General features: G+C 63.0%; 20 protein-coding genes. 3 read left to right on the top strand and 17 right to left on the bottom strand.

Annotated elements, in window-relative coordinates:
* Positions 1–7: 7 nt before the first annotated feature.
* The 13 genes from CS1GBM3_RS07065 to CS1GBM3_RS07005 all read right to left on the bottom strand — a co-directional run bounded on the left by CS1GBM3_RS07065 (position 8) and on the right by CS1GBM3_RS07005 (position 13,364).
* Positions 8–1,228, bottom strand: a complete 1,221-nt coding sequence (locus CS1GBM3_RS07065) for an NAD(P)/FAD-dependent oxidoreductase (RefSeq protein WP_072393236.1) — start codon at positions 1,226–1,228, stop codon at positions 8–10.
* A 41-nt stretch (positions 1,229–1,269) separates the two neighbouring features.
* Complete coding sequence (locus CS1GBM3_RS07060; protein WP_072393233.1) at positions 1,270–2,079, bottom strand: ABC transporter ATP-binding protein; 810 nt, start codon at positions 2,077–2,079, stop codon at positions 1,270–1,272.
* Between the two features lie 10 nt (positions 2,080–2,089).
* Positions 2,090–3,019: a nitrate ABC transporter permease gene (gene ntrB / locus CS1GBM3_RS07055; RefSeq protein WP_139247815.1), complete on the bottom strand. Its 930-nt coding sequence runs from the start codon at positions 3,017–3,019 to the stop codon at positions 2,090–2,092.
* 34 nt (positions 3,020–3,053) lie between these two features.
* Complete coding sequence (locus tag CS1GBM3_RS07050) at positions 3,054–4,376, bottom strand: CmpA/NrtA family ABC transporter substrate-binding protein (RefSeq protein WP_072393227.1); 1,323 nt, start codon at positions 4,374–4,376, stop codon at positions 3,054–3,056.
* 345 nt (positions 4,377–4,721) lie between these two features.
* Positions 4,722–5,987, bottom strand: coding sequence for a CmpA/NrtA family ABC transporter substrate-binding protein (locus CS1GBM3_RS07045; protein WP_072393224.1), 1,266 nt, complete (start codon positions 5,985–5,987; stop codon positions 4,722–4,724).
* 3 nt (positions 5,988–5,990) lie between these two features.
* Positions 5,991–6,599: an ANTAR domain-containing response regulator gene (locus CS1GBM3_RS07040; RefSeq protein WP_072393221.1), complete on the bottom strand. Its 609-nt coding sequence runs from the start codon at positions 6,597–6,599 to the stop codon at positions 5,991–5,993.
* A 230-nt stretch (positions 6,600–6,829) separates the two neighbouring features.
* On the bottom strand, positions 6,830–7,972 hold the full coding sequence (locus CS1GBM3_RS07035) for a methyltransferase domain-containing protein (RefSeq protein WP_072393218.1): 1,143 nt from the start codon (positions 7,970–7,972) through the stop codon (positions 6,830–6,832).
* Positions 7,969–8,826 carry a phytanoyl-CoA dioxygenase family protein gene (locus CS1GBM3_RS07030; RefSeq protein ID WP_083567199.1) on the bottom strand — a complete coding sequence of 286 codons (858 nt, stop codon included), beginning with the start codon at positions 8,824–8,826 and terminating at the stop codon, positions 7,969–7,971. The genes CS1GBM3_RS07035 and CS1GBM3_RS07030 overlap by 4 nt, the downstream gene beginning before the upstream one ends.
* Entirely contained in the window at positions 8,823–9,548 is a 726-nt protein-coding gene (locus CS1GBM3_RS07025) for a WbqC family protein (RefSeq protein ID WP_083567197.1), read from the bottom strand. Before CS1GBM3_RS07025 ends, CS1GBM3_RS07030 begins: the two co-directional genes overlap by 4 nt.
* Position 9,549: 1 nt before the next feature.
* Positions 9,550–10,104, bottom strand: coding sequence for a GNAT family N-acetyltransferase (locus CS1GBM3_RS07020; RefSeq protein WP_072393215.1), 555 nt, complete (start codon positions 10,102–10,104; stop codon positions 9,550–9,552).
* Positions 10,089–10,835 carry a cephalosporin hydroxylase family protein gene (locus tag CS1GBM3_RS07015; protein WP_072393212.1) on the bottom strand — a complete coding sequence of 249 codons (747 nt, stop codon included), beginning with the start codon at positions 10,833–10,835 and terminating at the stop codon, positions 10,089–10,091. Before CS1GBM3_RS07015 ends, CS1GBM3_RS07020 begins: the two co-directional genes overlap by 16 nt.
* Entirely contained in the window at positions 10,835–12,010 is a 1,176-nt protein-coding gene (locus tag CS1GBM3_RS07010) for a DegT/DnrJ/EryC1/StrS family aminotransferase (RefSeq protein ID WP_072393209.1), read from the bottom strand. Before CS1GBM3_RS07010 ends, CS1GBM3_RS07015 begins: the two co-directional genes overlap by 1 nt.
* A gap of 106 nt (positions 12,011–12,116) precedes the next feature.
* The gene (locus CS1GBM3_RS07005; protein WP_072393206.1) at positions 12,117–13,364 is read right to left on the bottom strand and encodes a glycosyltransferase family 2 protein; all 1,248 of its coding nucleotides are present in this window, start codon (positions 13,362–13,364) and stop codon (positions 12,117–12,119) included.
* A gap of 275 nt (positions 13,365–13,639) precedes the next feature.
* On the opposite strand from CS1GBM3_RS07005, the gene CS1GBM3_RS07000 reads away from it, so the two are divergent.
* Positions 13,640–14,275 carry a methyltransferase family protein gene (locus tag CS1GBM3_RS07000; protein WP_072393203.1) on the top strand — a complete coding sequence of 212 codons (636 nt, stop codon included), beginning with the start codon at positions 13,640–13,642 and terminating at the stop codon, positions 14,273–14,275.
* A gap of 7 nt (positions 14,276–14,282) precedes the next feature.
* Here CS1GBM3_RS07000 and CS1GBM3_RS06995 read toward each other — a convergent pair whose 3' ends face one another.
* From CS1GBM3_RS06995 to CS1GBM3_RS06985, 3 genes are read right to left on the bottom strand one after another with little or no spacing between them, the layout of a single operon-like run.
* Complete coding sequence (locus tag CS1GBM3_RS06995; RefSeq protein ID WP_072393199.1) at positions 14,283–14,579, bottom strand: SemiSWEET family sugar transporter; 297 nt, start codon at positions 14,577–14,579, stop codon at positions 14,283–14,285.
* Between the two features lie 2 nt (positions 14,580–14,581).
* A complete protein-coding gene (locus CS1GBM3_RS06990) occupies positions 14,582–15,757 on the bottom strand; it encodes a zinc-dependent alcohol dehydrogenase (protein ID WP_072393196.1) in 1,176 nt (391 codons plus the stop codon).
* A gap of 33 nt (positions 15,758–15,790) precedes the next feature.
* Entirely contained in the window at positions 15,791–16,582 is a 792-nt protein-coding gene (locus CS1GBM3_RS06985; protein WP_072393193.1) for an SDR family NAD(P)-dependent oxidoreductase, read from the bottom strand.
* A 199-nt stretch (positions 16,583–16,781) separates the two neighbouring features.
* On the opposite strand from CS1GBM3_RS06985, the gene CS1GBM3_RS06980 reads away from it, so the two are divergent.
* The gene (locus CS1GBM3_RS06980) at positions 16,782–17,489 is read left to right on the top strand and encodes a hypothetical protein (RefSeq protein ID WP_072393190.1); all 708 of its coding nucleotides are present in this window, start codon (positions 16,782–16,784) and stop codon (positions 17,487–17,489) included.
* A gap of 130 nt (positions 17,490–17,619) precedes the next feature.
* On the top strand, positions 17,620–17,838 hold the full coding sequence (locus CS1GBM3_RS06975; protein ID WP_072393187.1) for a hypothetical protein: 219 nt from the start codon (positions 17,620–17,622) through the stop codon (positions 17,836–17,838).
* Between the two features lie 19 nt (positions 17,839–17,857).
* On the opposite strand, the gene CS1GBM3_RS06970 is transcribed toward CS1GBM3_RS06975, so the two are convergent.
* Complete coding sequence (locus CS1GBM3_RS06970; RefSeq protein ID WP_072393185.1) at positions 17,858–19,348, bottom strand: PAS domain S-box protein; 1,491 nt, start codon at positions 19,346–19,348, stop codon at positions 17,858–17,860.
* Positions 19,349–19,503 lie beyond the last annotated feature (155 nt).

Genomic DNA, 19,503 nt, shown 5'->3' with positions numbered 1-19,503 from the left:
CCTCTCCCTAAGCTGCGCGCGCCGGCGGCTCGGCGAAGGCGCGTCCGAAAACGAGGCCATCGCGCAACTGCTCGATCGGTGCGCCTGAACGGATCAGATCGAGGTACCAGAGTGCGTCCGTGGTATCGCCGACCAACACGGCGCCGGTCAGCCGATCCTGGTTGATCACCAGCTTGCGGTAGCTCTTGCGTCCTGGGTCTCGCAGCACGATCGGCTCCGATCCTGGGGTGCCGAGGAAATCACCGGCCGAGAAGACGTTGACGCCGGACACCTTGAGATTTGTCGCGAGCAGTGATCCTTGATAGCGGGCGTCGTGTCCCGCGAGTGCGCGGGCGAGAGTACGCGCCTGCTCGTAAGCCGGTTCCACGAGGCCATAGCAGGTGCCGCGATGCTCGGCACATTCGCCGAGCGCATAAACGTCGGGGTCATCGGTTGCGAGATCGTCGCCGACCACGATGCCGCGGTTGACCGTAAGATCGGCTCCACGTGCGAGCCGCACGTTGGGGCGAATACCCACTGCCATCACGATCAGATCGGCCGGAATGTTGCGCCCGTCCTTGAGGCGCAGACCCGCAACCTTGCGGCGGCCCTGCACGGCCTCGCTCTCGGCATTCAGAAATACGTGGATGCCGCGGTCCTCGAGAGCAGCCTCGAGCAAGCCGGCAGCCTCGGCATCGAGCTGGCGCTCCATCAAGCGATCCATGAGATGGACCACCGAAACATCGGCGCCTGCTTTCGTGAGACCATAAGCCGCTTCGAGGCCGAGCAACCCACCGCCGATAACGACGGCCCGAGTTCCAGGGCGGGCGCGCGACAGTATCGCGTCCACGTCGGACTTTTCGCGGAAGGTCACGACGCCCGGCAAGTCGGCACCGGGCAGCGGCAGCCGCACCGCTTCCGAGCCCAGTGCCAGCACCAGCTTGGAATAGTCGAGCTTTGCGCCGCCCCGCAGGCGCACGAACTTGCCGCGGGTGTCGATCTCGACAGCGCGTCGCCCGTAAACGAGCGTCACGCCGCGATCACGCCACCACGCGGCGTCCTTCAGGATGACCGCCTCCTCGTCGATCTCACGCGCGAGCAGCGACGACAGCAGCACGCGGTTGTAGGCCAGCGACGGCTCCTCGCCGATGACGGCGATCGCGTAGCGGCCGGGCACCAGCGTCGTCAGCTCGTCGACGAGGCGTGTCGCGGCCATGCCATTGCCGATTATGACGAGGGGTTCGCTCATCGTGTCTCGCTTCGTTGCGGTAGATCGTGAAGACGTGAGACCTATGCGGCCTCGATATAGCGGTGGCGCTCATAGAGGAATTTGAGCACCGCCTCGCGGGCGTGGATGTAGCGTGCGTCCGACACCAGCTCGAGCCGGTTGCGCGGACGTGGAAGGTCCACGTCCAGGATCTCGCCCACGCGCGCCGACGGCCCGTTCGTCATCATGACGATGCGATCCGAGAGCAGCACCGCCTCGTCCACATCGTGCGTGATCATGATGGCCGTGTTGCCGAGCCGGGCGTGGATTTGCATGACCGATTCTTGCAAATGCGCGCGCGTCAGCGCGTCGAGCGCACCGAACGGCTCGTCCATCAACAGTACCTTCGGCTCCATGGCGAGCGCACGGGCGATGCCGACGCGCTGCTTCATGCCGCCCGAGATCTCCGCCGGACGTTTGTCCTTCGCATGCACCATCTGCACGAGGTCGAGGTTGTGGAGCGTCCAGGCATGGCGTTCTGCGCGGCTCTTCGCCCTGCCGAACACCTTGTCGACGGCGATACGTACGTTCTCGTAGACCGTGAGCCACGGCAGCAGAGAATGGTTTTGGAACACGACCGCCCGCTCGGGTCCCGGTTCGTTGACCTCTCGGTTATCGAGAAGAACGGCGCCAGTCGTGACCCTGGTTAGGCCCGCGATCAGGTTCAGCAACGTCGACTTTCCGCAGCCCGAATGACCGATGATCGAGATGAATTCGCCTTCGGCGATGTCGAGGCTGATGTCGTGCAGAACCTCCGTCTCCGTTCCGCCACGGCTGAAGATTTTGCGGACGTCCTGCAACTGCAGGAACGGCTTTTGCGATGTCTCAGTCATGATGATCTCCTCAGGCGCTGGCGGTGCCGCGGGTGGCGATGCGTCCTACAAGCGCGACCAACCGGTCGAGCACGAAGCCGACGACGCCGATGTAGATGAGGGCGACGACGATGTCGGAGAGGCGCGATGAGTTCCAGGCGTCCCAGATGAAGAAGCCGATGCCGACGCCGCCGGTCAGCATCTCGGCCGCGACGATGGCCAGCCACGACAGTCCGATGCCGATGCGAAGACCCGTGAAGATGTAGGGCGCCGCCGATGGGATCATGATGCGCCAGAAGTACTCGAGTGGATTGAGGCGCAGCACCTCGGCCACGTTGCGATAGTCCTGCGGGATGTTGCGAATGCCGACGGCGGTGTTGATGATCACCGGCCACACGGCGGTGATGAAGATCACGAACACAGCAGACGGGCCGCTGTCTTGGAAGGCGGCAAGAGAAATCGGCAGCCAGGCCAGCGGCGGCACGGTGCGCAGCACTTGGAAGATTGGATCGAGGCCGCGCATCGCCCACACGCTCTGGCCGACGATCGCACCCATTACCACGCCGACGATCGCCGAGAGGCCGAAACCATAGAACACGCGCTCGAGGCTGGTCAGCACACGCCATCCGAGCCCGAGATCCTGCGGCCCGTAATTAAAGAACGGCGACACGATGAGATCGTTGGCGTCGGTCCAGATCTTGAGCGGCGACGGCAGGGATGAGTCGGGTTTGTCGGTAGCGAGCTGCCAGGCGAGCAGCAACATGGCCAGCACGATGAGCGGCGGGACGACGGTTGCCGTCGTCTCGCGGAGCGCGGAGACAACGCGCGAGGCGCTGCGGGCGCGGGGTGTCTCGAGCGGCACGACTTTGCTTTCGTCAGCTTTCGGCTGTGCCGCCTTGGCCTCCGCCGGTCCGGTGCCCGCGGCGTCGACCAACATGGGCCGGGTGGATATCGCGTTCATCAGAATGAGAGCTCCTGTTCGAGGGGCATGGGGGTCAGGCCGCGACGCGCGTGATCGCGAGCGATGCCAGGTAGGCCTGCGGGTTGTCAGGGTCGAAGACCTTGCCGTCGAAGAAAGTCTCCTTGCCGCGCGAGGTGCTCTCCGGGGGGGTGATGCCGAGGGCGCCGGCAGCCTCCCGCCAGATATCTTCGCGGTTCACCTTGTCGACCAACGCCTTGACGTCGGTATCGGGAGCGAACTTTCCCCAGCGGATGTCCTCGGTCACGAACCACGCATCGTGGCTCTTGAACGGATAGGAGACGACGCCATCCTCCCAGAACTTCATCAGCAGCTTGGTGCCGATTTCCTTGCGGCCGCGGCCGTAGTTGATGTCGCCTTTGATGCGGCCGATGATGTCGGCCGGCGGCACGTTGAACCATTGGCGCTTGCCGAGGATGGTGGCCAGCTCCTCTTTGTTGTCCATTGCCTCGCACCACTGCTGGGCTTCCATCACGGCCATCAGCAATGCGCGCGCGGCGGTCGGGTTCTTGTCGATCCACGCTGAGCGCATGCCGAGCGCCTTCTCGGGATGGCGGAACCAGATCTCGCCCGTCGTGCAAGCCGTGAAACCAATGCCCTGATTGACGAGCTGCTCATTCCACGGCTCGCCGACACAGAAGGCATCCATGTTGCCGACCTTCATGTTCGCGACCATCTGCGGCGGGGGAACAACGATGGTCGAGACATCCTTGTCGGGATCGATGCCGCCGGCGGCCAGCCAGTAGCGAAGCCACAGATCGTGGGTGCCGCCGGGGAAGGTCATGGCGACCTTCACCTCCTTGCCTTCGGCCTTCTTCTTGGCGAACGCCTCTTTCAGGGCCGAGGCGTCGGCCCCGACGGTGAGCGCTTCGTATTCTTTCGAGACGGAAATGCCCTGACAGTCGTAGTTGAGGCGCGCGAGAATGCTCATCGGCACAGGCACGTTGTTCTGGGTGACCTTGCCGGTCGAGATCAGGTAGGGCATCGGGGTCAGGATGTGGGCGCCGTCGATGCCGTTCGAGTCCGAGCCGAGCACGAGGTTGTCGCGCGTAGCTCCCCATGAGGCCTGCTTCAGAACCTCGACATCCGGGAGCCCGTACTTGGCAAAGAGGCCTTTTTCCTTGGCGATGATCAGCGGGGCGGCATCAGTCAGCGCGATGTAACCCAGCACGGCCTTTGTCGTCTCCGGTCCGGCCGCCCACGCCACATTGGCACCTCCCGGCACCAACGTTTTTGCAGCCGCGATCAACGCCGCTGTGCCCGTCCCCTTGAGCATCGCGCGCCGCGAGAGGCCCGCGCCGTTTCCGAAGAGGCCTGCTCCACGTTTCGAACCCGTCATTCCGATTCTCCCGTCCCGTGCGCGGGCCTCATGGCCGCGCCAAAAACAAAAAACGCCGCATCGAAGAGCCGTGACCGAACATCGGTCCCGTTTCGTCGAGGCAGCGTTGCCATGTGGAGCGGCCCGCCGTTGAGCCGCTATGTCGAATGCCGGGCAGCCCGCACTGCCCGTCTCGGGATGTTTAAGATCAAGGATCGTGCCAAATCGGAATGATTGAATTTTGTATGCGTTTTCAGTATGTTAAATAAAAAAGCGTCGACCTGCCACAGGCAGGCGGCTGCGCGCCGTTTGTGCAATGCGAAGAAAAAATGCCGAGTCGTTTGGCAGTGGGAGGTCCGGCCCGGCTCAGCGATTGAGCGCCGCGAATGCCTCGAGCTCAGCTCCTGCGTGCCGGATCGGAAGCCGATCCAGATAGGCGAGCGCCGCGGCGGGATCGAAGCTCTCGCCTCCAAAAAAGTGCGGAGGAGATTTTTCCGCCGCCTCACCCTCCGCCTTGTAGTCGGACGGAGGAACGGCACCGCCGTCGGCCGCTACGGCCTCACGGTAAAGGTCTGTTCTGAAAACACGCTCGGCGACGGCCTCGAGATTGAACGGCTCGCGCACCTGGCCCCAGCGGATCATCTGCGTCATCAGCCACACGGCGTGCGAGCGCCACGGGAAGTTTGCGAAGCCGCGATGAAACACGACGAGATCAGGGTCGATGACGTCTGGTTGCTGGCCGCCGCACTTCATGATGCCCGTCAAAGGTGGCGCAATGATCTCTTCCTTGAGTCCGATGAATTCGGGACGCGCGAGGATACGGGCTGCGTCCGGCCGGTTCTCGGGTTGGTCGAGCCATTGACCAGCGGCGACGAGGGCGCGGACCAGATCGCGAACGAGATCGGGCTCACGTTCGGCAAACACCTCGCGAACGCCAAGCACTTTTTCCGGGCTCATCGACCAGAGCTGGCTCTTCGTCGCGACAATCACGCCATCGGCCTCGGCAACAGCCAGGCTGTTCCACGGCTGCCCGACGCAAAAACCGTCGACGCGGCCCGCCTTGAGGTTCTCGGCAATCAGCGGCGGCGGCACCACTACGAGATTGACGTCGTTGTCGGGATCGATGCCGGCGGCGGCAAGCCAGTAGCGCAGGTCGTAGTTGTGGCACGAGAACGGATAGACCATGCCGAGCGTCAGCGGCTCGCGACCGGCCTGCTGGCGAGCGCGCACCACGGCGGCCAGCGCGTTTGCTGCCATCATGCCGCCGGCCAGGGCCGCCGGCCCATCGGCCGCGCGCATGTCCTCATAGAGCTTGGTCGAGACCGTGATCGCGTTGCCGTTGAGGCTCAGCGCCATGGGCGCGATGATCGGCTCGGTCGCCCGGCCAAGCCCAAGATGCGCAGCGATCGGCATCGGCGCCAGCATATGCGCGCAGTCGAGTGCGCCGACGTCGACCTTGTCGCGAATATTTGCCCACGACGCCTCGCGATGCAGCACGAGCGAGAACCCATAGCGGCGGTCAAACCCGAGCTCCGAGGCGATGACGAGCGGTGCACAGTCGGAGAGCGGGATGAAGCCCGCGTGAATTTCGCGCTTCCGGCCCGATCCGGCGATGGTGGCTCTTTCGGTCATGGGCTAGCCCTCGCCATTCAGGAGATCAGCGGCGCTAACAAGGGCCTTTGCAACGTCCGCGATGCGCTTGCCTTGCGACATTGCGGTCTTGCGCAAGAGGTCATAGGCGTGCTCCTCGTCTATGCCGCGGCTTTTCATAAGGATGCCCTTGGCTTTTTCGATGATTTTGCGGTCCTTGAGGGCGCCCTTGACCTCGTCGAGCTCGGCGCGCAGCCGGTTGAACGCGTGGAAGCGCGAGACCGTCATGTCGAGGATCGGCTTGACGCGCTCTTTCTTGAGGCCATCGACGATGTAGGCGGAAACGCCGGCCTCGATGGCGGCCTCGATCTCACTTTTCTCGCTGCGATCGACGAACATGGCGATCGGGCGGCGCACGGTGCGCGAGACTTGAAACATCTGCTCGAGCACGTCGCGGCTCGGATTTTCGAGATCGATCAGCACAACATCCGGGTCGAGATTGTAAATATGATCCACGAGGCGGGTGGTGTTGACAAGCATGGTCACCGCCGTAAAGCCCGCCTCCTTGAGCCCCGCCTCGATGATGGCGCGCCGGATCGGGTTTTCGTCGATGACGAGGATCTTAAGGGTCGAGTCAGGGTTGGACGGTGCCACCAGGGGCTCTATCGGAACAGCGATGTTCAAGTCATGAACTCAGATCTGTCATAGGGCAAACCAAATCTGCCACAGCGTCAAGTGTCTAGGAATCGGCGCCGCTTATAGCGGCCATTTTAGCAGCCGTGACATGATGTTGTTTTTGGGAGAGACCATCATCTGGCATCCGTCCCGATGGTTCTGCCACTCGTCGGCACGCTATCCGTGCCTCCGGTCGATCGAGATCCGACCTAGATCCAGACGTGGTGAAGCCCGGCGCGGTTCAGCCAAGGCTGCACGGCGATCACGTCTTTCGCCTTGAGCGGGTTGAGCCCGATGAAGAGCACCTCGATGTCATCTGGGATGCGCTCGGGGGGCAAGACCGGCACACCGAAATGGCTCCCGCCCTGCAGATGAGGGTTCCGGTCCAGGAAGGCCGCGGGAGCAACCCGCGTGCTGACGCGACTATAGATCCAGCTCCCATAGAACCCAGCCCCGTAAATGGCTGCCTTGCGACCCGCGAAGCGCGCGCCCTGCTCGTCGAGGTTCGCCGCGGCCTGCCTCCAGAAGGCGCAAATCTGGTGCGCACGCTCGACAGCCTCGTGCGCATGCGCTCCGCCCGCCGGAGGCTCATCCGTACGGATCGCGACGGCAAAGAACGCTCCCGGAAATGACGCGCTATCGATCGTCGTCGGCAGGAAACCCCCGGCAACCAGGGCGCGTCGCAGCGAAGCTTCGCTGAAATGATTGAGGTGATCGGCCACCGTCATGTCCCCGGGATTGGCGGAAACATCGGGTAGCGAAAGAAGCAGCGTGCCGCCCAGGCGCAAGAGCTCTGAAATCGAACGGATGAACCCCACGGGATCCGGAACGTGCTCGATGACGAAGTGGCTCATCACCGCGTCGAAACGACCGTGCCACGATGCTGGCACGGAATAGACCGCCTGCGCGGCATCAGGAATCCAGCCTTGCCACGCCGCGACGTAGTCGCTGCTGACTTCGAAGACATGAGGCTGGATGTCCGGGCGCGCAGCGTGGACCTTGCGCAAGGTGTCAGATTTGGCAGCGCCGTAGTCCAGCACACGCGCACCTTCCGGGAGATCGAGCAGCCCGAGCGCGATCTCCGCCTGATGATCCGTGCGATAGATGATGGTTCCGTCTGCGTGTACCGCAAAGACTTGATCGTGATCGTCGCTGGCGAGCGAGATGCGGTAGTCGCGATCGTAGAAGGCATGGATATCGGGAAGGTCGTGGCATTGCGCATGCCCGCAGCAATCGCAAACGAACACGCGGGTTGGCACGTCGATAAGGGTCGAGATCGAAGTGAGCGCCGGAGCCGGCCTCTCGTAGGCGGGCGCACTGATCGCCTCGCGGCAGACGCGGCAGACTTTCATGCGGCCGTCTCGCGCCGCACTAGAAGCTCGGGCAGCACGTCCTCGAACCTCGCGCCCGCCGCGAACGATCCCTTCCAGCCGATGCGAACGCCGATTGGCTCGGCAAAATTGAAATAGCGGAACTGGATGCTCCATCGCGGCATGTTCGAGACGTTGTGGCCGGACTGGTGCAAGGTGAGGAAGTCCATCAGCACGAGATCGCCGGGCTCGGTCAGCGGCGCGACCTGCCGGTAACGTGCCAAACGCTCCTCGGCCCGATCCAGATACAATGCATAAGCTCCGGTCTTGGATACGCCGCCATCGTCGACATACACGGGAACGATGCCCTCGGCATGCGAGCCTTCCGCGATCTGAACCGGCCCCATCTCGGGCGTAACCGGGAGCAGCGGCGTCCAGAACACGATGCCGTCGACACTGCGGAGCTGACTGGGAAACTCCTGGTGCCACTGCGCGCGGAACTTCTCCTCGCCGGGGTTATCGATCCGCATTCCGAAGCCGTTGGCGGCAATGCCGGGATGGGAACCCGGCCGCAGCGTATCGAACAGGGCAGGATTCCTGGCGTTCGACACGAGCTGCAGGAATGCGGGGATCTGCTTGATCGCGTCGTAAACCTCGCCACCCCAGGCGCGATTCTTGGCGATCAGAGCCGGATAGCCCTTTGTCATCGCGTCCAAGGCTGTCGCGGTTGGCGCATCGACGCCGTACTTGTCGCAAAGCAACGCGATGACGACGCGAATGCCTTCCTGGATCGGCGCGATATCGCGCGCGACGTCGTAGAACTGCCGGAGCACGGCATACCCTTTGGTCGCGAAGTCATCCTTTGCCGAAGTTGCGATCGGTTTGTGCTCGGTCATACCGGCATCCTTTCCCTCTGAAGAAAGGCCCGCCACTCCACCGTCGACGGATGGAGATAGGCCGCCGCTTGCGGGCCCGCGTAAGCGATGAGATCGAGTATGCTGACAAAGGGAGTGAAGGCGTCTCCGGCCCGCGGCCACGGCGTGAGGCTGTAGCGCATGTAGGCAACGGAAATGCCGCTCGCCTCGAAGGCTGCGTGGTCGAGATAGTCGGCGGCGCCGTGCCCCGTCACATAGAGAGTGCCATCGAAATAGCGCACGATGTCGAGGACGCGCCGCCACGATGTGCCTGTAACGCCTGTCTCGCTCGACCGCGCAATCTCGCGCGCAGCGCCTATGCCCATATAGCGCGCGGGCTCCTCGATGCTTGAGATCAGGAGATCAAGAAGCGTGTCATGAGCGTAGACACGGTCGAGGATGTCCAGCGCGTCGTCGACAAAGGGGGCGCCGAGCAGTGACTGGCGCAAGAGCATACGATGGCCAGCCTTCCAATCGCTGCCGGCGGCAGCAAGCTCGGAGATCTTCTGGAAGCTGCCTTTCCCGGCGAGCGGAATGGTCATCCAGCTGCGCTCGCCGCCACGCAGAAGTTGGATACGGTTCGTAAAGCTTCCCTTCGAGAATTGCGCGTCGTCGAGGTAGATGTAGGTGTCGGCCAGCATGAGCTGCTCGAAGAAGCCCGGCCAGGGAAACAGCATCGGTTGCGTGATGACGGCCGTGCTCACGTCACGCCTCGTCCAGCGCTCGCTCGAGAAGCAGCACGTCGTGACACGCGCCCTCGTAATCTCGGAAGTGGCTTTCGAGGATGCCGACAACACGATATCCGGCATCGAGATACATCTTGATCGCGAGCACGTTGTCTGCGCGCACGGTAAGCAGCAGCTTTTCGAGATCAACCTCCGTCCTGGCAAGCTCGTGTAGCAGTCTAAGAGCCGCTTTGCCGACGCCCTGACGCTGGGCGCCACGCCTTATGGCGATGCCGAGATAGCCATAGCGGTTATGACGGTGGATATCGGCGATCTGCACGTAACCCAGCACCGCACCGGAGGCTCCATCCGCCACGACGCGAAACACGCCACTCGCATTGTTGGTACGCCGCGCGATCCATTCTCTTACGGCGGCGTCATCCGTCGCCTCGATGACGGCGAGCAATAGCGTCTGCATGTCACGGTCACGGCGTATTTCCGCGAGCGCGTCAAAATCATCAGGCGCAGGCGGGCGTAGGATGATCTGCTCGACCGCTCTCGGCGCAATGGCGGCTTCGCTCAGGGCCGCAAGCATTTGAGATACCCTCCGGGCGAGCTCGAAAGCACGAGCTTGCCGTTGAGCGCGGCGTCGATTTCGAAACGGTCAGTCTCTTCGAGGTAGGCGTTCAATGCAGCGTAAGGTTCGTCACCCGGATAAAGCACCCTCGAGCGTTTGGTCGGCGCCTGTGAAGCGTCGCCGCGCCCGAGCAGCGTATCGGCGACAACGAGATACTGGCCTTCGGTGACGAGCGGCGCATACGCGCGAAGCTCCGCCAGGACGTGATCGCGGCTGTGATCGCTATCGAGCACGACCATGACCGAAGCCCCATCGGGGATCTGGGCCGTCACCTTAGCCAGCATCTCAGGCGCTGTCGAAGGCCCCTCGATCAGCGTGATACGGGAGGCGAGGGGATGCGCCTCGATGGAGTCCCGATTATGAGCCCGGATGTCGATGTCGACGCCGATCACGCGGCCCTTTCCGATCACCTGCAGCAGCGAAGCCATGAAGATCATCGAGCCGCCGCGCGCAACGCCCGTTTCGATGATGATGTCCGGCTTGGTGTTCCAGATGACCTCCTGCGTCGCCATGATGTCGGCCGGCATCTGGATGATCGGAACGCCCATCCACGACCAGAGATAGCTGTAGTCGTACTTGTCGAGGCGGACGAGAGTCGTCAGGGCATGTTTAAACGCGTCGTCGTCCTTGCCGAGCGCAAGCGACATGTCCCGTTTGTGGGCTTCGAACGCGAGGCGGTCGTCGTGCATCACGGCGTTCCTGCATGGAGAAAGCTGGGCTCATAATCGGATACGGCAGCAGCGCGGCGGGGTTGACCGGATCGCGCCGTCGCGATGAGCGCCGACGCGACCCGCCCGATCTGGGCGTCCGTCATATCGTGATAGCTGGGGAGATTGATCGCCCGGCCTGGAATGCTCCAGGCCCGGGTGTTCTGCGGCCGGCTCTCGAACATCGGCAGGCTGGACAGCGGATGGAAGAAGACCCGGGCATCGATATTGGCAGCTTCAAAAGTCTGCTCGAGCGCCGCACGCGTGACGCCGCTCGCGCCATTGAAAACCACGGTGGGCATCCACGCGCCGTTGGTCGTCCCCTCATGTTCGGGGTTCATCGCGATGCCAGGCAGTCCCGCGAGATGGCCCTTGTAGGACGCCAGGATCTCCCGCTTTCGGCCGACGAGCTCATCGATGCGCTCGAGCTGCGCGCAGCCGATCGCCGCCTGGATGTTCGACATCTTGTACTTGAAGCCCACGGCCTCCGGCCAAAACGCCCTCGCATTCCCAGGCCGCCGCCCGTGATTGGAGAGCGTCAGAACGCGCTCATAGAGGGCGCGGTCGTTGGTGACGAGCATGCCGCCCTCGCCCGTAGTGAGGGTTTTGGTGCCATGAAAGGAGAACGTTCCGAACAGGCCCATGCAGCCCGCGCGCCGGCCATGCCAAACGGAGCCGATCGCTTCTGCGGCGTCTTCAACGACGGGAACGCCGGTGCGCCGCCCGATGTCGAGCAGCGCGTCCATGTCGCAGAGGTTGCCGTAGAGATGCGTGGCGATGATCGCCCTCGTGCGCGGCGTGATGTGGCGCTCGACCTCTCCCGGATCGACGCACCAGGTATCGGGCAGAATGTCCACGAGCACCGGCGTCGCCCCAAGCTGCACAACCGGCGCGACCGTCGCGATCCAGTTCGTGTCAGCAAGGACCACCTCGTCGCCATGGCCAACACCGAGCGCGGCGAGGCCCATGTGCATCGCGCCTGTGCAACTCGACGTGGCAATAGCGAACTCGCTTCCGAGATGCGCTTTGAAACCGCGCTCGAAGCGGTCGATGTAATCGTAACAGCGGGCGCCCCAGCCGTTTGCAGCCGCATCCGCGGCGTAGCTCGCCTCGAGTTCCGTGATCGACGGCTTTGTGTAGAGGATCCTCTCACTCATGCCTCAGCCTTCTGGAAACTATGTCTCGCCCGAAATACCGGAGCGCCGGATCGGTCGTGACATTAGTCCCTGAAGCTGGCGTGAGACCGGAGCGGTTAGCCCGCTGTCAGACGACCACATGTTGAACCAGGTCGCGGTCGGTGAAGATCAGGTTGGGCTTGTAACCGAGGGAGACGAACCGGTCGTAACCTCGGCCGTCCGGCACGAAAACAACGGTGCTTTCGGCGCGCTCGCGGTCGTGAGCTCGCGGTTCGTCAATGATTTCAATATCCGGCGGCAGTCCGAACTGGCGGAGCATGTCTTCCAGCGCGGACCGGTCTGAAACGCCGGCAAGGATTAGCCGCTTGATTCCCGCAGGCGACGCCGCGTGCCAGGCCAGCGTCTGGATCCCGGCCATCAGGGGGAGCGTGTCGCGCAATTTGGTGAGCTCAGGGTGGTCCACCATCCCGCCGATCGCCATCCGCGTATAGAGCTCGTAGGCCTTGATGTAGTCCTTGCGGGCCGCCCAGAAGCGCACCGCCACTGCCATGCGGTTGAGCGTGAAGATCTTGCATTTTTGCTCGAAGGCGGCCCGAGCGTCCCGGGAGTTCGCGATGGCGCCCCGTTTGATGCCCAAATAGAGAAAATACTCGAGCCCGCCCCGGTACTTGTCCCAATCGGTCATGACCTGCTCGTTGCCCGCCTGCTGGCGATTCGGATCGATGCTGGAAACGGTGACCGAGCGATAGAGCGGCCGCCTGAGGAAGGCGACCGCCCCCTCATCGAGGAAATGCGCAAGGTAGGAAAAGGCCCAGAAGCAGAAGTCGCGCGGCACCCAGGCCGAGCGGAGCACCGATGTGCGGTAGAGGCCGACTTCCGGAAAGATATGCCGCTCGAAGATGAACTGGAAAACCTCTGCGAAGTTGCGCCGGGCGAATTTCCTGTCGAAGTCGACCGTGTAGAACTGAGCCACGTCCTTGTCAGCCACCTCGTCGTAGAGGTGCCACGGGGCATGGCAGACCGTAACGTCCGGATTGGCATCGAGATATTGGACGGCTTCTACGATGCCGTCCGGCACCAGGAAGTCGTCGTCGGCATGGTAGAAGGCATATCTGCCGACGGCGTGGTGAAAGGCGCTGACCGTGTTGGCAAGCGAGCCCCCGTTCGTCGCGCGCCGATGGTAGCGGACAGGTAAGCCCTTGCGGGCAAACGCCTCGGCCACGTCTTGTGTGTTGTCGGTCGACGCATTGTCCGAGATCACGATCTCGTAGGGAAAATCGAATCGGTAATGCGTCTCAAAACGGCTGAGGGCGTTTTGCAGATAGGCCGCGCGGTTGAATGTCGGGATGCAGATGCTGAGCTTGATGTCGCTCATGCGCAGGCCTCGAGTCCGGAGCTTTGCGAGACTTAAGAATCACAGAGTGGAAGCTACGAGCCGAAGCTGTTCCGGAACGTGCGGCCTGCCACGCAACGCCGTCGGCGATCGGGTCGTCATTCCGCCGCAGCGTCCGCGCCGTCGCCGAAGTGAAATGTGATCGTCATATAAAGATGATGAAGTGAGAAGACGTGCTGGGCGAAAGCGTGCTCGCAAGAGCGAGATAACGATGGAAAAACAAATAAATAGTGCGGCGCGCTTCGGATTGGCCATCTATGGGTTTTGAGCTGCAGCTCGTTTTTCTGATTGGCCTAGTCGCCGCGTCAGCGCTCATCGCGTTGCTCGCGATGTCGAGCCACTCGTCGGCCGTCAGCATCTGGCCTTGCCCCGACCACCGGTCGTGGCAAGCGTTGACCTTCTGGGCGTTGTTCCGGATCGCCAACGTCGCAACGTTGATTGTCATCGCCGGAACCTGGACGCCGGGCGTGACCGAGTCTGTGCCGAGGCTCATAGCCACCGGCGTAGGTGCGATTTGCTTCATCTTTTACGCGATGGGGTGCGTGCAGCTGGGGCGCCGGAATCTCTACGGCGCTACGGAAGGCCTCAACACCGATGGCATCTACAGGTGGAGCCGCAACCCGCAGTACGCCACCGCCATGCCGGGCTACGTAGCGCTTGCGGTCGGCGCCGCGTCCGCGCCGGCGCTCTGCCTTGCCGCTCTCGTCGGCGTCATATTCTGGCAGATGGCAACGTTGGAAGAGCGCTGGCTTCTTGCAGCCTATGGAGACGCCTACGATCATTATCGCAGCCGCGTCCCACGCTTCTACAATGTAGAGCGGGCACGCGTCGCACTAAGGCGTATGGCCAACACTGCACGCTCCAAGGCCGAAGCGGTGATACGCCAGCGCTGAGGTGGGTCTATCGCTCGGCGAACTGCTCCGTGCGTTTGCCACGCGTTCGGTCGCGGACCGTCCAGTAAATCAGCATCATCAGCATGGCGAGGCTGGCTGCGTTGGCCAGGATGATCACGGCGTCGCCTCTTGCGAGACCATAGACGCACCACAGGGCGAGACCGGTCGCGAGCGTGAGGAGCATGCGCAGCGAGAGATCGTCGGTTTCCCGCGTCTCCCAGGTCTTCTTCACCTGCGGAATGTAGGAGGCGGTGGTGCAGATCGCCGCCGCGAGACCGATTGCGGTCGTGATCCAGCCGTCCATGGTTACGCTGCAGGTTTGAGCATCACCTTGATGCAGCCGTCCTCCTTGTCACGGAACGTCTTGTAGAGCTCCGGACCATCCTCGAGCGGGGCGGCGTGGGTGATGACGAAGGACGGATCGATCTTCCCGTCCTCGATGAGGCCGAGCAACTTCGGCAGGTAATGCTGCACGGGCGTCTGCGCCATGCGGAAGGTGAGTCCTCTGTTGATTGCTGAGCCGAACGGAATCTTATCGAGATAGCCGCCATAAACGCCGACGATCGACACGGTCCCGAAATTGCGGCAGCACTGGATCGCTTGCCGCACCACATGCGGGCGGTCGGTGCCCATGAACGTTGCGACCTTCACGCGGTCCACAACCGAATCGAAGCTGGCCATCGTGTGCGGCTCCGTGCCGACCGCGTCGATGCACGCGTCTGCACCGCGTCCTTCGGTGCGCTCCTGGATCGCCTCGTAAACGTCCTCCTTCATGAAATCGAGCGTCTCTGCACCGGATGCCCGCGCCATCTCAAGACGCTCCGGCACAGTATCCAGCGCGATCACGCGCTCGGCGCCGAGCAGGAAAGCGCTGCGGATCGCGAATTGCCCCACAGGCCCGCAGCCCCACACCGCGATGGTGTCTCCAGGCTGGATGTCGCAGAATTCGGCGGCCATGTATCCGGTAGGAAAAATGTCCGAGAGGAACAGCACCTGCTCATCGCTGAGGCTGTCCGGCACCTTGATCGGCCCGACGTCGGCGAAGGGCACGCGCAGGTATTCGGCTTGCCCGCCCGGGTAGCCGCCAAGCAGATGCGAGTATCCGAACAGACCCGCCGGAGAATGGCCCCACAGCTTGCTCACCTTTTCCGCGTCGGGGTTCGAGCGCTCGCAACCTGAGTAGTAGCCCCGCTTGCAGAAAAAGCATTCACCGCAAGCAATCGTGAATGGCACCACGACACGGTCGCCGACCTTAAGCCTCTTGTTTTCGGCTCCGACGGCAACCACCTCGCCCATCGTTTCGTGCCCGAGGACGTCACCTTCGTGCATCTCCGGGATGACGCCATTGTAGAGATGGAGGTCCGATCCGCAGATGGCGCAGCCCGTCACTTTGATGATGGCATCGCGCCCGTCCTCGATCGTCGGATCGGGCACGGTCTCGTAGCGGATGTCACTCTTTCCGTGCCAGCACAACGCCTTCATGGGGTGCTCCCGTCTGCGGTAGCGGTAGAGATGTCAGGCCGCGGCGGACGAACCGGGCTCCGCTTGCTTGCGATGCTGCTCGGCAAGAATGGTCGACGGCGTGACGCTCGCTAGCGCTGTCTGCAGTTTGTTGTGCCAGCCGGTCACCACGTCGGCATCGCCGTTGATCATGGCCCTGAAGCCGACCTGCGCGACGTCGGCCGCATCATCCTTCTTGGATTGACCGATCTTGGTGTCGAGCAGGTGGGCGCGGGCAAAAAAGGCGGTGTCGGTCGCCCCCGGCATGAGGCACGTGACCGTCACGCCCGTATCCTTGAGCTCGTTGGCCAGCGCCAGGGAGAAGGAGTCGATGAACGCCTTCGTTGCATTGTAGACTGCATTGTAAGGCCCGGGGATATAGCCGGCGATCGATCCGGTGATCAGAATGCGTCCCGCGCCGCGATCGCGCATGCTGCGCCCGACCTTCTGAATCAGATAGACCGTGCCTGTGACGTTCGTCCCGATCACGTGCATGACTTCCGAGAAGTTCTGATCGAGGAAGGCCTGACCGAGACCGCGGCCTGCATTGGCAAGAAGCGCATCGACGGACCGCCCGCCGATCTTGTCGATCAGAGTATCGACGCCTTCGAGCGTCGAGAGATCGGCCTCCACAGCATCCACATTGCTACCGAGCAGCACCATTTCTCGCGCGGCGGCGTGAATCTCCGGCTCGTCCGCTGCAAGAACTAGATCGAAACCTTCCATCGCGCAGCAGCGTGCGAGCTCATAGCCGATGCCGGTCGAGGCGCCGGTCACTACGGCGAGCGGACGAGTGGGAATCGACATGGAATAATCTCCTCGTATCAAAGCGAGTCCGAGCACGTGCGGAAACCATGTTCGGAATAATCCGCAGCACAGACATTGATGGAGCAACCCCCGCCTAGCGACGAGGTTCCGCTTGCGATTATCGCGACGCGTGTGGAACGCACCGCGTCTCCTCACGTTGCCGCGTCATGGACGGTGTGCAGGAGGAGGCGTGAAATCCATGCGCAATAAGATCATCACACACGCGTGGTCAGCATCGGCGGCGGCGGTCGCACTGCCGTTGGCGCTCACGTTGGTTTGCGTCGCGGCGCCGGGCCTCGCGCCGGCCTTCGCCCAGACGGGTGGCAGCACTGGCGGAGGAGCAGGCAGCACCAGCGGAACGGGAACCTCGTCCGGAGCCGACAGCGGCATGAGCGGCGGCGCTCCAGGCGGCACCGTGGCAACGCCGCCGTCAAGCGGCCCTCAAGCGCGCTCGCCGGCGACGCCACCCTCGCCAATACCGCCGCGGGATACCGGCGGCGTGCCGCCGGTTCCATCTGCCGGCAATGCGGAACGAAGCTCGCCCATCTATCGTCAGGATACGCCGCCGGGCGCCCTCACGCCGCAGAGGGACGCCATCACGCCAGGACCCGGCTTGCCAGATGCCGACCCGTCGCGCACGGATACACCGCTCGGCAGCGGCGGCAGCGCGGCGTCCGATAACCCGGCCACCATCGAAGACTCGCTCACGCCGACGGATCCGTCGGGCAGTCCTGCCGATTACGGTTCCGGACGGCCCGCCAACTCGATCGGTGACGAGCCGAACAGGGTCACGCGCGGCGCCGGCGCGGCAGGCCGCGACCTCGACGAATGCATGAAGCTCTGGGACAAGAGCACACACATGACGCGTGAACGGTGGCGCACGACCTGCATACGTCTCGGCCGCTAATTGCCTGATCAAGGCTCCGCAGCGCCGCCTTGCGCACGTGTCCCGCTAGCGCCCGTGTGCTGATCTAGGTCGCTCCATCCTGGAACAGATCGTTGTTCCGGACGCTCTAACTCAAAAGGAGCATCGGACCATGGAAGACAACACAGGATTTCTTACGATCTTGATGAACTTCGTCGCGCCGCTGATCCTCGGCTTGGTGATCCTCTACCTCGTCTTGCAGACGCGGGGCATCGGCTGGCGCCAGCGCCAGCATACGGAGAAAGCGACGGAGGATCTCTACGAACGCGTCGACAGGGATCGCGAGCGACGTCAAGAGGCGGAGCGGCGCGAGGCACGTGGCGAGCGGTAATGCGCCACGCCCACTACACCTAGGCCCGCCCCCTGAGCCGCGAGACAGCGGGCGGCGTGTGCGTGTCCCGCGCGAGCAGCGCGATCGTCGATTTCAATCCCTCGAGAGTGAAGGGCTTGCCGAGGATAAGGCTGTTGCGGAACGCTTCGGGCAGGCTTTCGCGTCCATAGCCGGTTACGAAAGCGAACGGCGTGCCGTTTCGTGTGAGCGCGGCAGCCAGTTCGTCCACGGGCGTACCCGCGAGATTGGCGTCGAGCAACGCAGCGTCGAAGCCGCCAGCCGCTACTAGCTCTTTCGCCTTCTCGAGGGTAGCCGCCGTGCCCACCACGTCATGACCGAGGTCGGTCAAGGTCGATTCAACATCCATCGCTACGACCGGTTCGTCCTCGATCACGATGAAACGGGTGGCGGCCACTCCGCCGCGTCCGATGCCGTTTGGCCTCAGCGCCATGCGAGTTGCTCTCTCGATCCAATCCGGCTCGAGAGTTTCCGGTAGCGGCAGGCTGATGGAGCAGGAGAGACCGTGGCTTTCGTAGAGAAGGCGCGCCTCGCCCCCGTGGGCAGCAAGGCTTTGCTCGACCACGGTCATGCCAAAGCCGCGGCTCGTCGGCGCCGTGACCGTTGGACCTCCCGTTTCGCGCCATGAAAGATCGAGCTTGCGGTCACCGCCGGTCCGTACAACCCAGTCAACGGCCAGCCGCCCATTCGGCACGGACAAGGCGCCGTATTTCCGGGCGTTGGTGGCAAGCTCGTGAATGACCATGGCGAGATGAAGCGCCACTTGAGGCTGAAGGATCACCGACGGTCCATAGTACGCGATGCGCTCATCCTCATCCTCGCCCAGCAGGAGCTGATCCTTGATCAAATAAAGCAGGTCCGCACCGCGCCAGGTGTTGTCCGTCAGCATGGTGTGCGTGCGAGCCAGTGCCTGCAGGCGACCGTTGAAGCTGGCGGCGAAATCAGACGGGCTCTTCGCACGCCGAATGGTCTGGCCCGCGATGGCCTGCACTGTCGCCAACGTGTTCTTCACACGGTGATTGAGTTCGCCGATCAGAAGCTGCTGCAACTTTTCCGCCTGCTTCCGCTCGCTGATGTCACGAGCCACTTTGGCGGCGCCGATCAGCTTGCCGGATTTGTCGCGCACGGGGGAGATGGAGAGGGAGACGTCAATGCGCCGGCCATCCTTCGTCATGCGGACCGTATCGAACGGATCCACGCGCTCGCCGGAGCGGATACGAGCGAGGATTCTGTCCTCTTCATCGAGTAGTTCGGGAGGAATAACGCGCTTGATGGACTGCCCGATCATCTCGTCAGCGCGGTAGCCGAAGATCCGCGTGGCGCCTTCGTTCCATGACGTGATCCGCCCGTCCAGAGTTTTGCTGACGATGGCGTCCTGGGAGGAGGTGACGATAGCCGCCAGGTAGGCAGCGTGGTTCTCCGCCTCTCCCTGCTCTCGGGGCTGCGATTCCGCGCCGGTTTCCCGATCATCCGGCGACGTCTTTTCGGCCATGTTCTTAAATTCCGGACGGGTTCAGTTGTTGGTTTGCTTAACCGACAAAAATTCCATCCACCGCCAAAAGTTCCACGGGCCGCGGAAACATTCCCGCAGCCCGTGGTCTAGAAGACACAATTTGCTTAATGCCCTGCTACGGCTAGCGTGCAGCC

The organism is Hyphomicrobium sp. CS1GBMeth3, from assembly GCF_900117455.1.
Taxonomy (GTDB): Bacteria; Pseudomonadota; Alphaproteobacteria; order Rhizobiales; family Hyphomicrobiaceae; genus Hyphomicrobium_C.
Note: the sequence above shows the minus strand (reverse complement) of the source record. Positions and strands in the feature narration are given on the sequence as shown.

Excerpts from the sequence above, each read along its gene's own strand:
- CS1GBM3_RS07065 (WP_072393236.1), bottom strand. The coding sequence starts at position 1,228 with ATGAGCGAACCCCTCGTCATAATCGGCAATGGCATGGCCGCGACACGC.
- CS1GBM3_RS07060 (WP_072393233.1), bottom strand. The coding sequence starts at position 2,079 with ATGACTGAGACATCGCAAAAGCCGTTCCTGCAGTTGCAGGACGTCCGC.
- ntrB (WP_139247815.1), bottom strand. The coding sequence starts at position 3,019 with ATGAACGCGATATCCACCCGGCCCATGTTGGTCGACGCCGCGGGCACC.
- CS1GBM3_RS07050 (WP_072393227.1), bottom strand. The coding sequence starts at position 4,376 with ATGACGGGTTCGAAACGTGGAGCAGGCCTCTTCGGAAACGGCGCGGGC.
- CS1GBM3_RS07045 (WP_072393224.1), bottom strand. The coding sequence starts at position 5,987 with ATGACCGAAAGAGCCACCATCGCCGGATCGGGCCGGAAGCGCGAAATT.
- CS1GBM3_RS07035 (WP_072393218.1), bottom strand. The coding sequence starts at position 7,972 with ATGAAAGTCTGCCGCGTCTGCCGCGAGGCGATCAGTGCGCCCGCCTAC.
- CS1GBM3_RS07030 (WP_083567199.1), bottom strand. The coding sequence starts at position 8,826 with ATGACCGAGCACAAACCGATCGCAACTTCGGCAAAGGATGACTTCGCG.
- CS1GBM3_RS07020 (WP_072393215.1), bottom strand. The coding sequence starts at position 10,104 with ATGCTTGCGGCCCTGAGCGAAGCCGCCATTGCGCCGAGAGCGGTCGAG.
- CS1GBM3_RS07015 (WP_072393212.1), bottom strand. The coding sequence starts at position 10,835 with ATGCACGACGACCGCCTCGCGTTCGAAGCCCACAAACGGGACATGTCG.
- CS1GBM3_RS07010 (WP_072393209.1), bottom strand. The coding sequence starts at position 12,010 with ATGAGTGAGAGGATCCTCTACACAAAGCCGTCGATCACGGAACTCGAG.
- CS1GBM3_RS07005 (WP_072393206.1), bottom strand. The coding sequence starts at position 13,364 with ATGAGCGACATCAAGCTCAGCATCTGCATCCCGACATTCAACCGCGCG.
- CS1GBM3_RS07000 (WP_072393203.1), top strand. The coding sequence starts at position 13,640 with ATGGGTTTTGAGCTGCAGCTCGTTTTTCTGATTGGCCTAGTCGCCGCG.
- CS1GBM3_RS06995 (WP_072393199.1), bottom strand. The coding sequence starts at position 14,579 with ATGGACGGCTGGATCACGACCGCAATCGGTCTCGCGGCGGCGATCTGC.
- CS1GBM3_RS06990 (WP_072393196.1), bottom strand. The coding sequence starts at position 15,757 with ATGAAGGCGTTGTGCTGGCACGGAAAGAGTGACATCCGCTACGAGACC.
- CS1GBM3_RS06985 (WP_072393193.1), bottom strand. The coding sequence starts at position 16,582 with ATGTCGATTCCCACTCGTCCGCTCGCCGTAGTGACCGGCGCCTCGACC.
- CS1GBM3_RS06980 (WP_072393190.1), top strand. The coding sequence starts at position 16,782 with ATGCGCAATAAGATCATCACACACGCGTGGTCAGCATCGGCGGCGGCG.
- CS1GBM3_RS06975 (WP_072393187.1), top strand. The coding sequence starts at position 17,620 with ATGGAAGACAACACAGGATTTCTTACGATCTTGATGAACTTCGTCGCG.
- CS1GBM3_RS06970 (WP_072393185.1), bottom strand. The coding sequence starts at position 19,348 with ATGGCCGAAAAGACGTCGCCGGATGATCGGGAAACCGGCGCGGAATCG.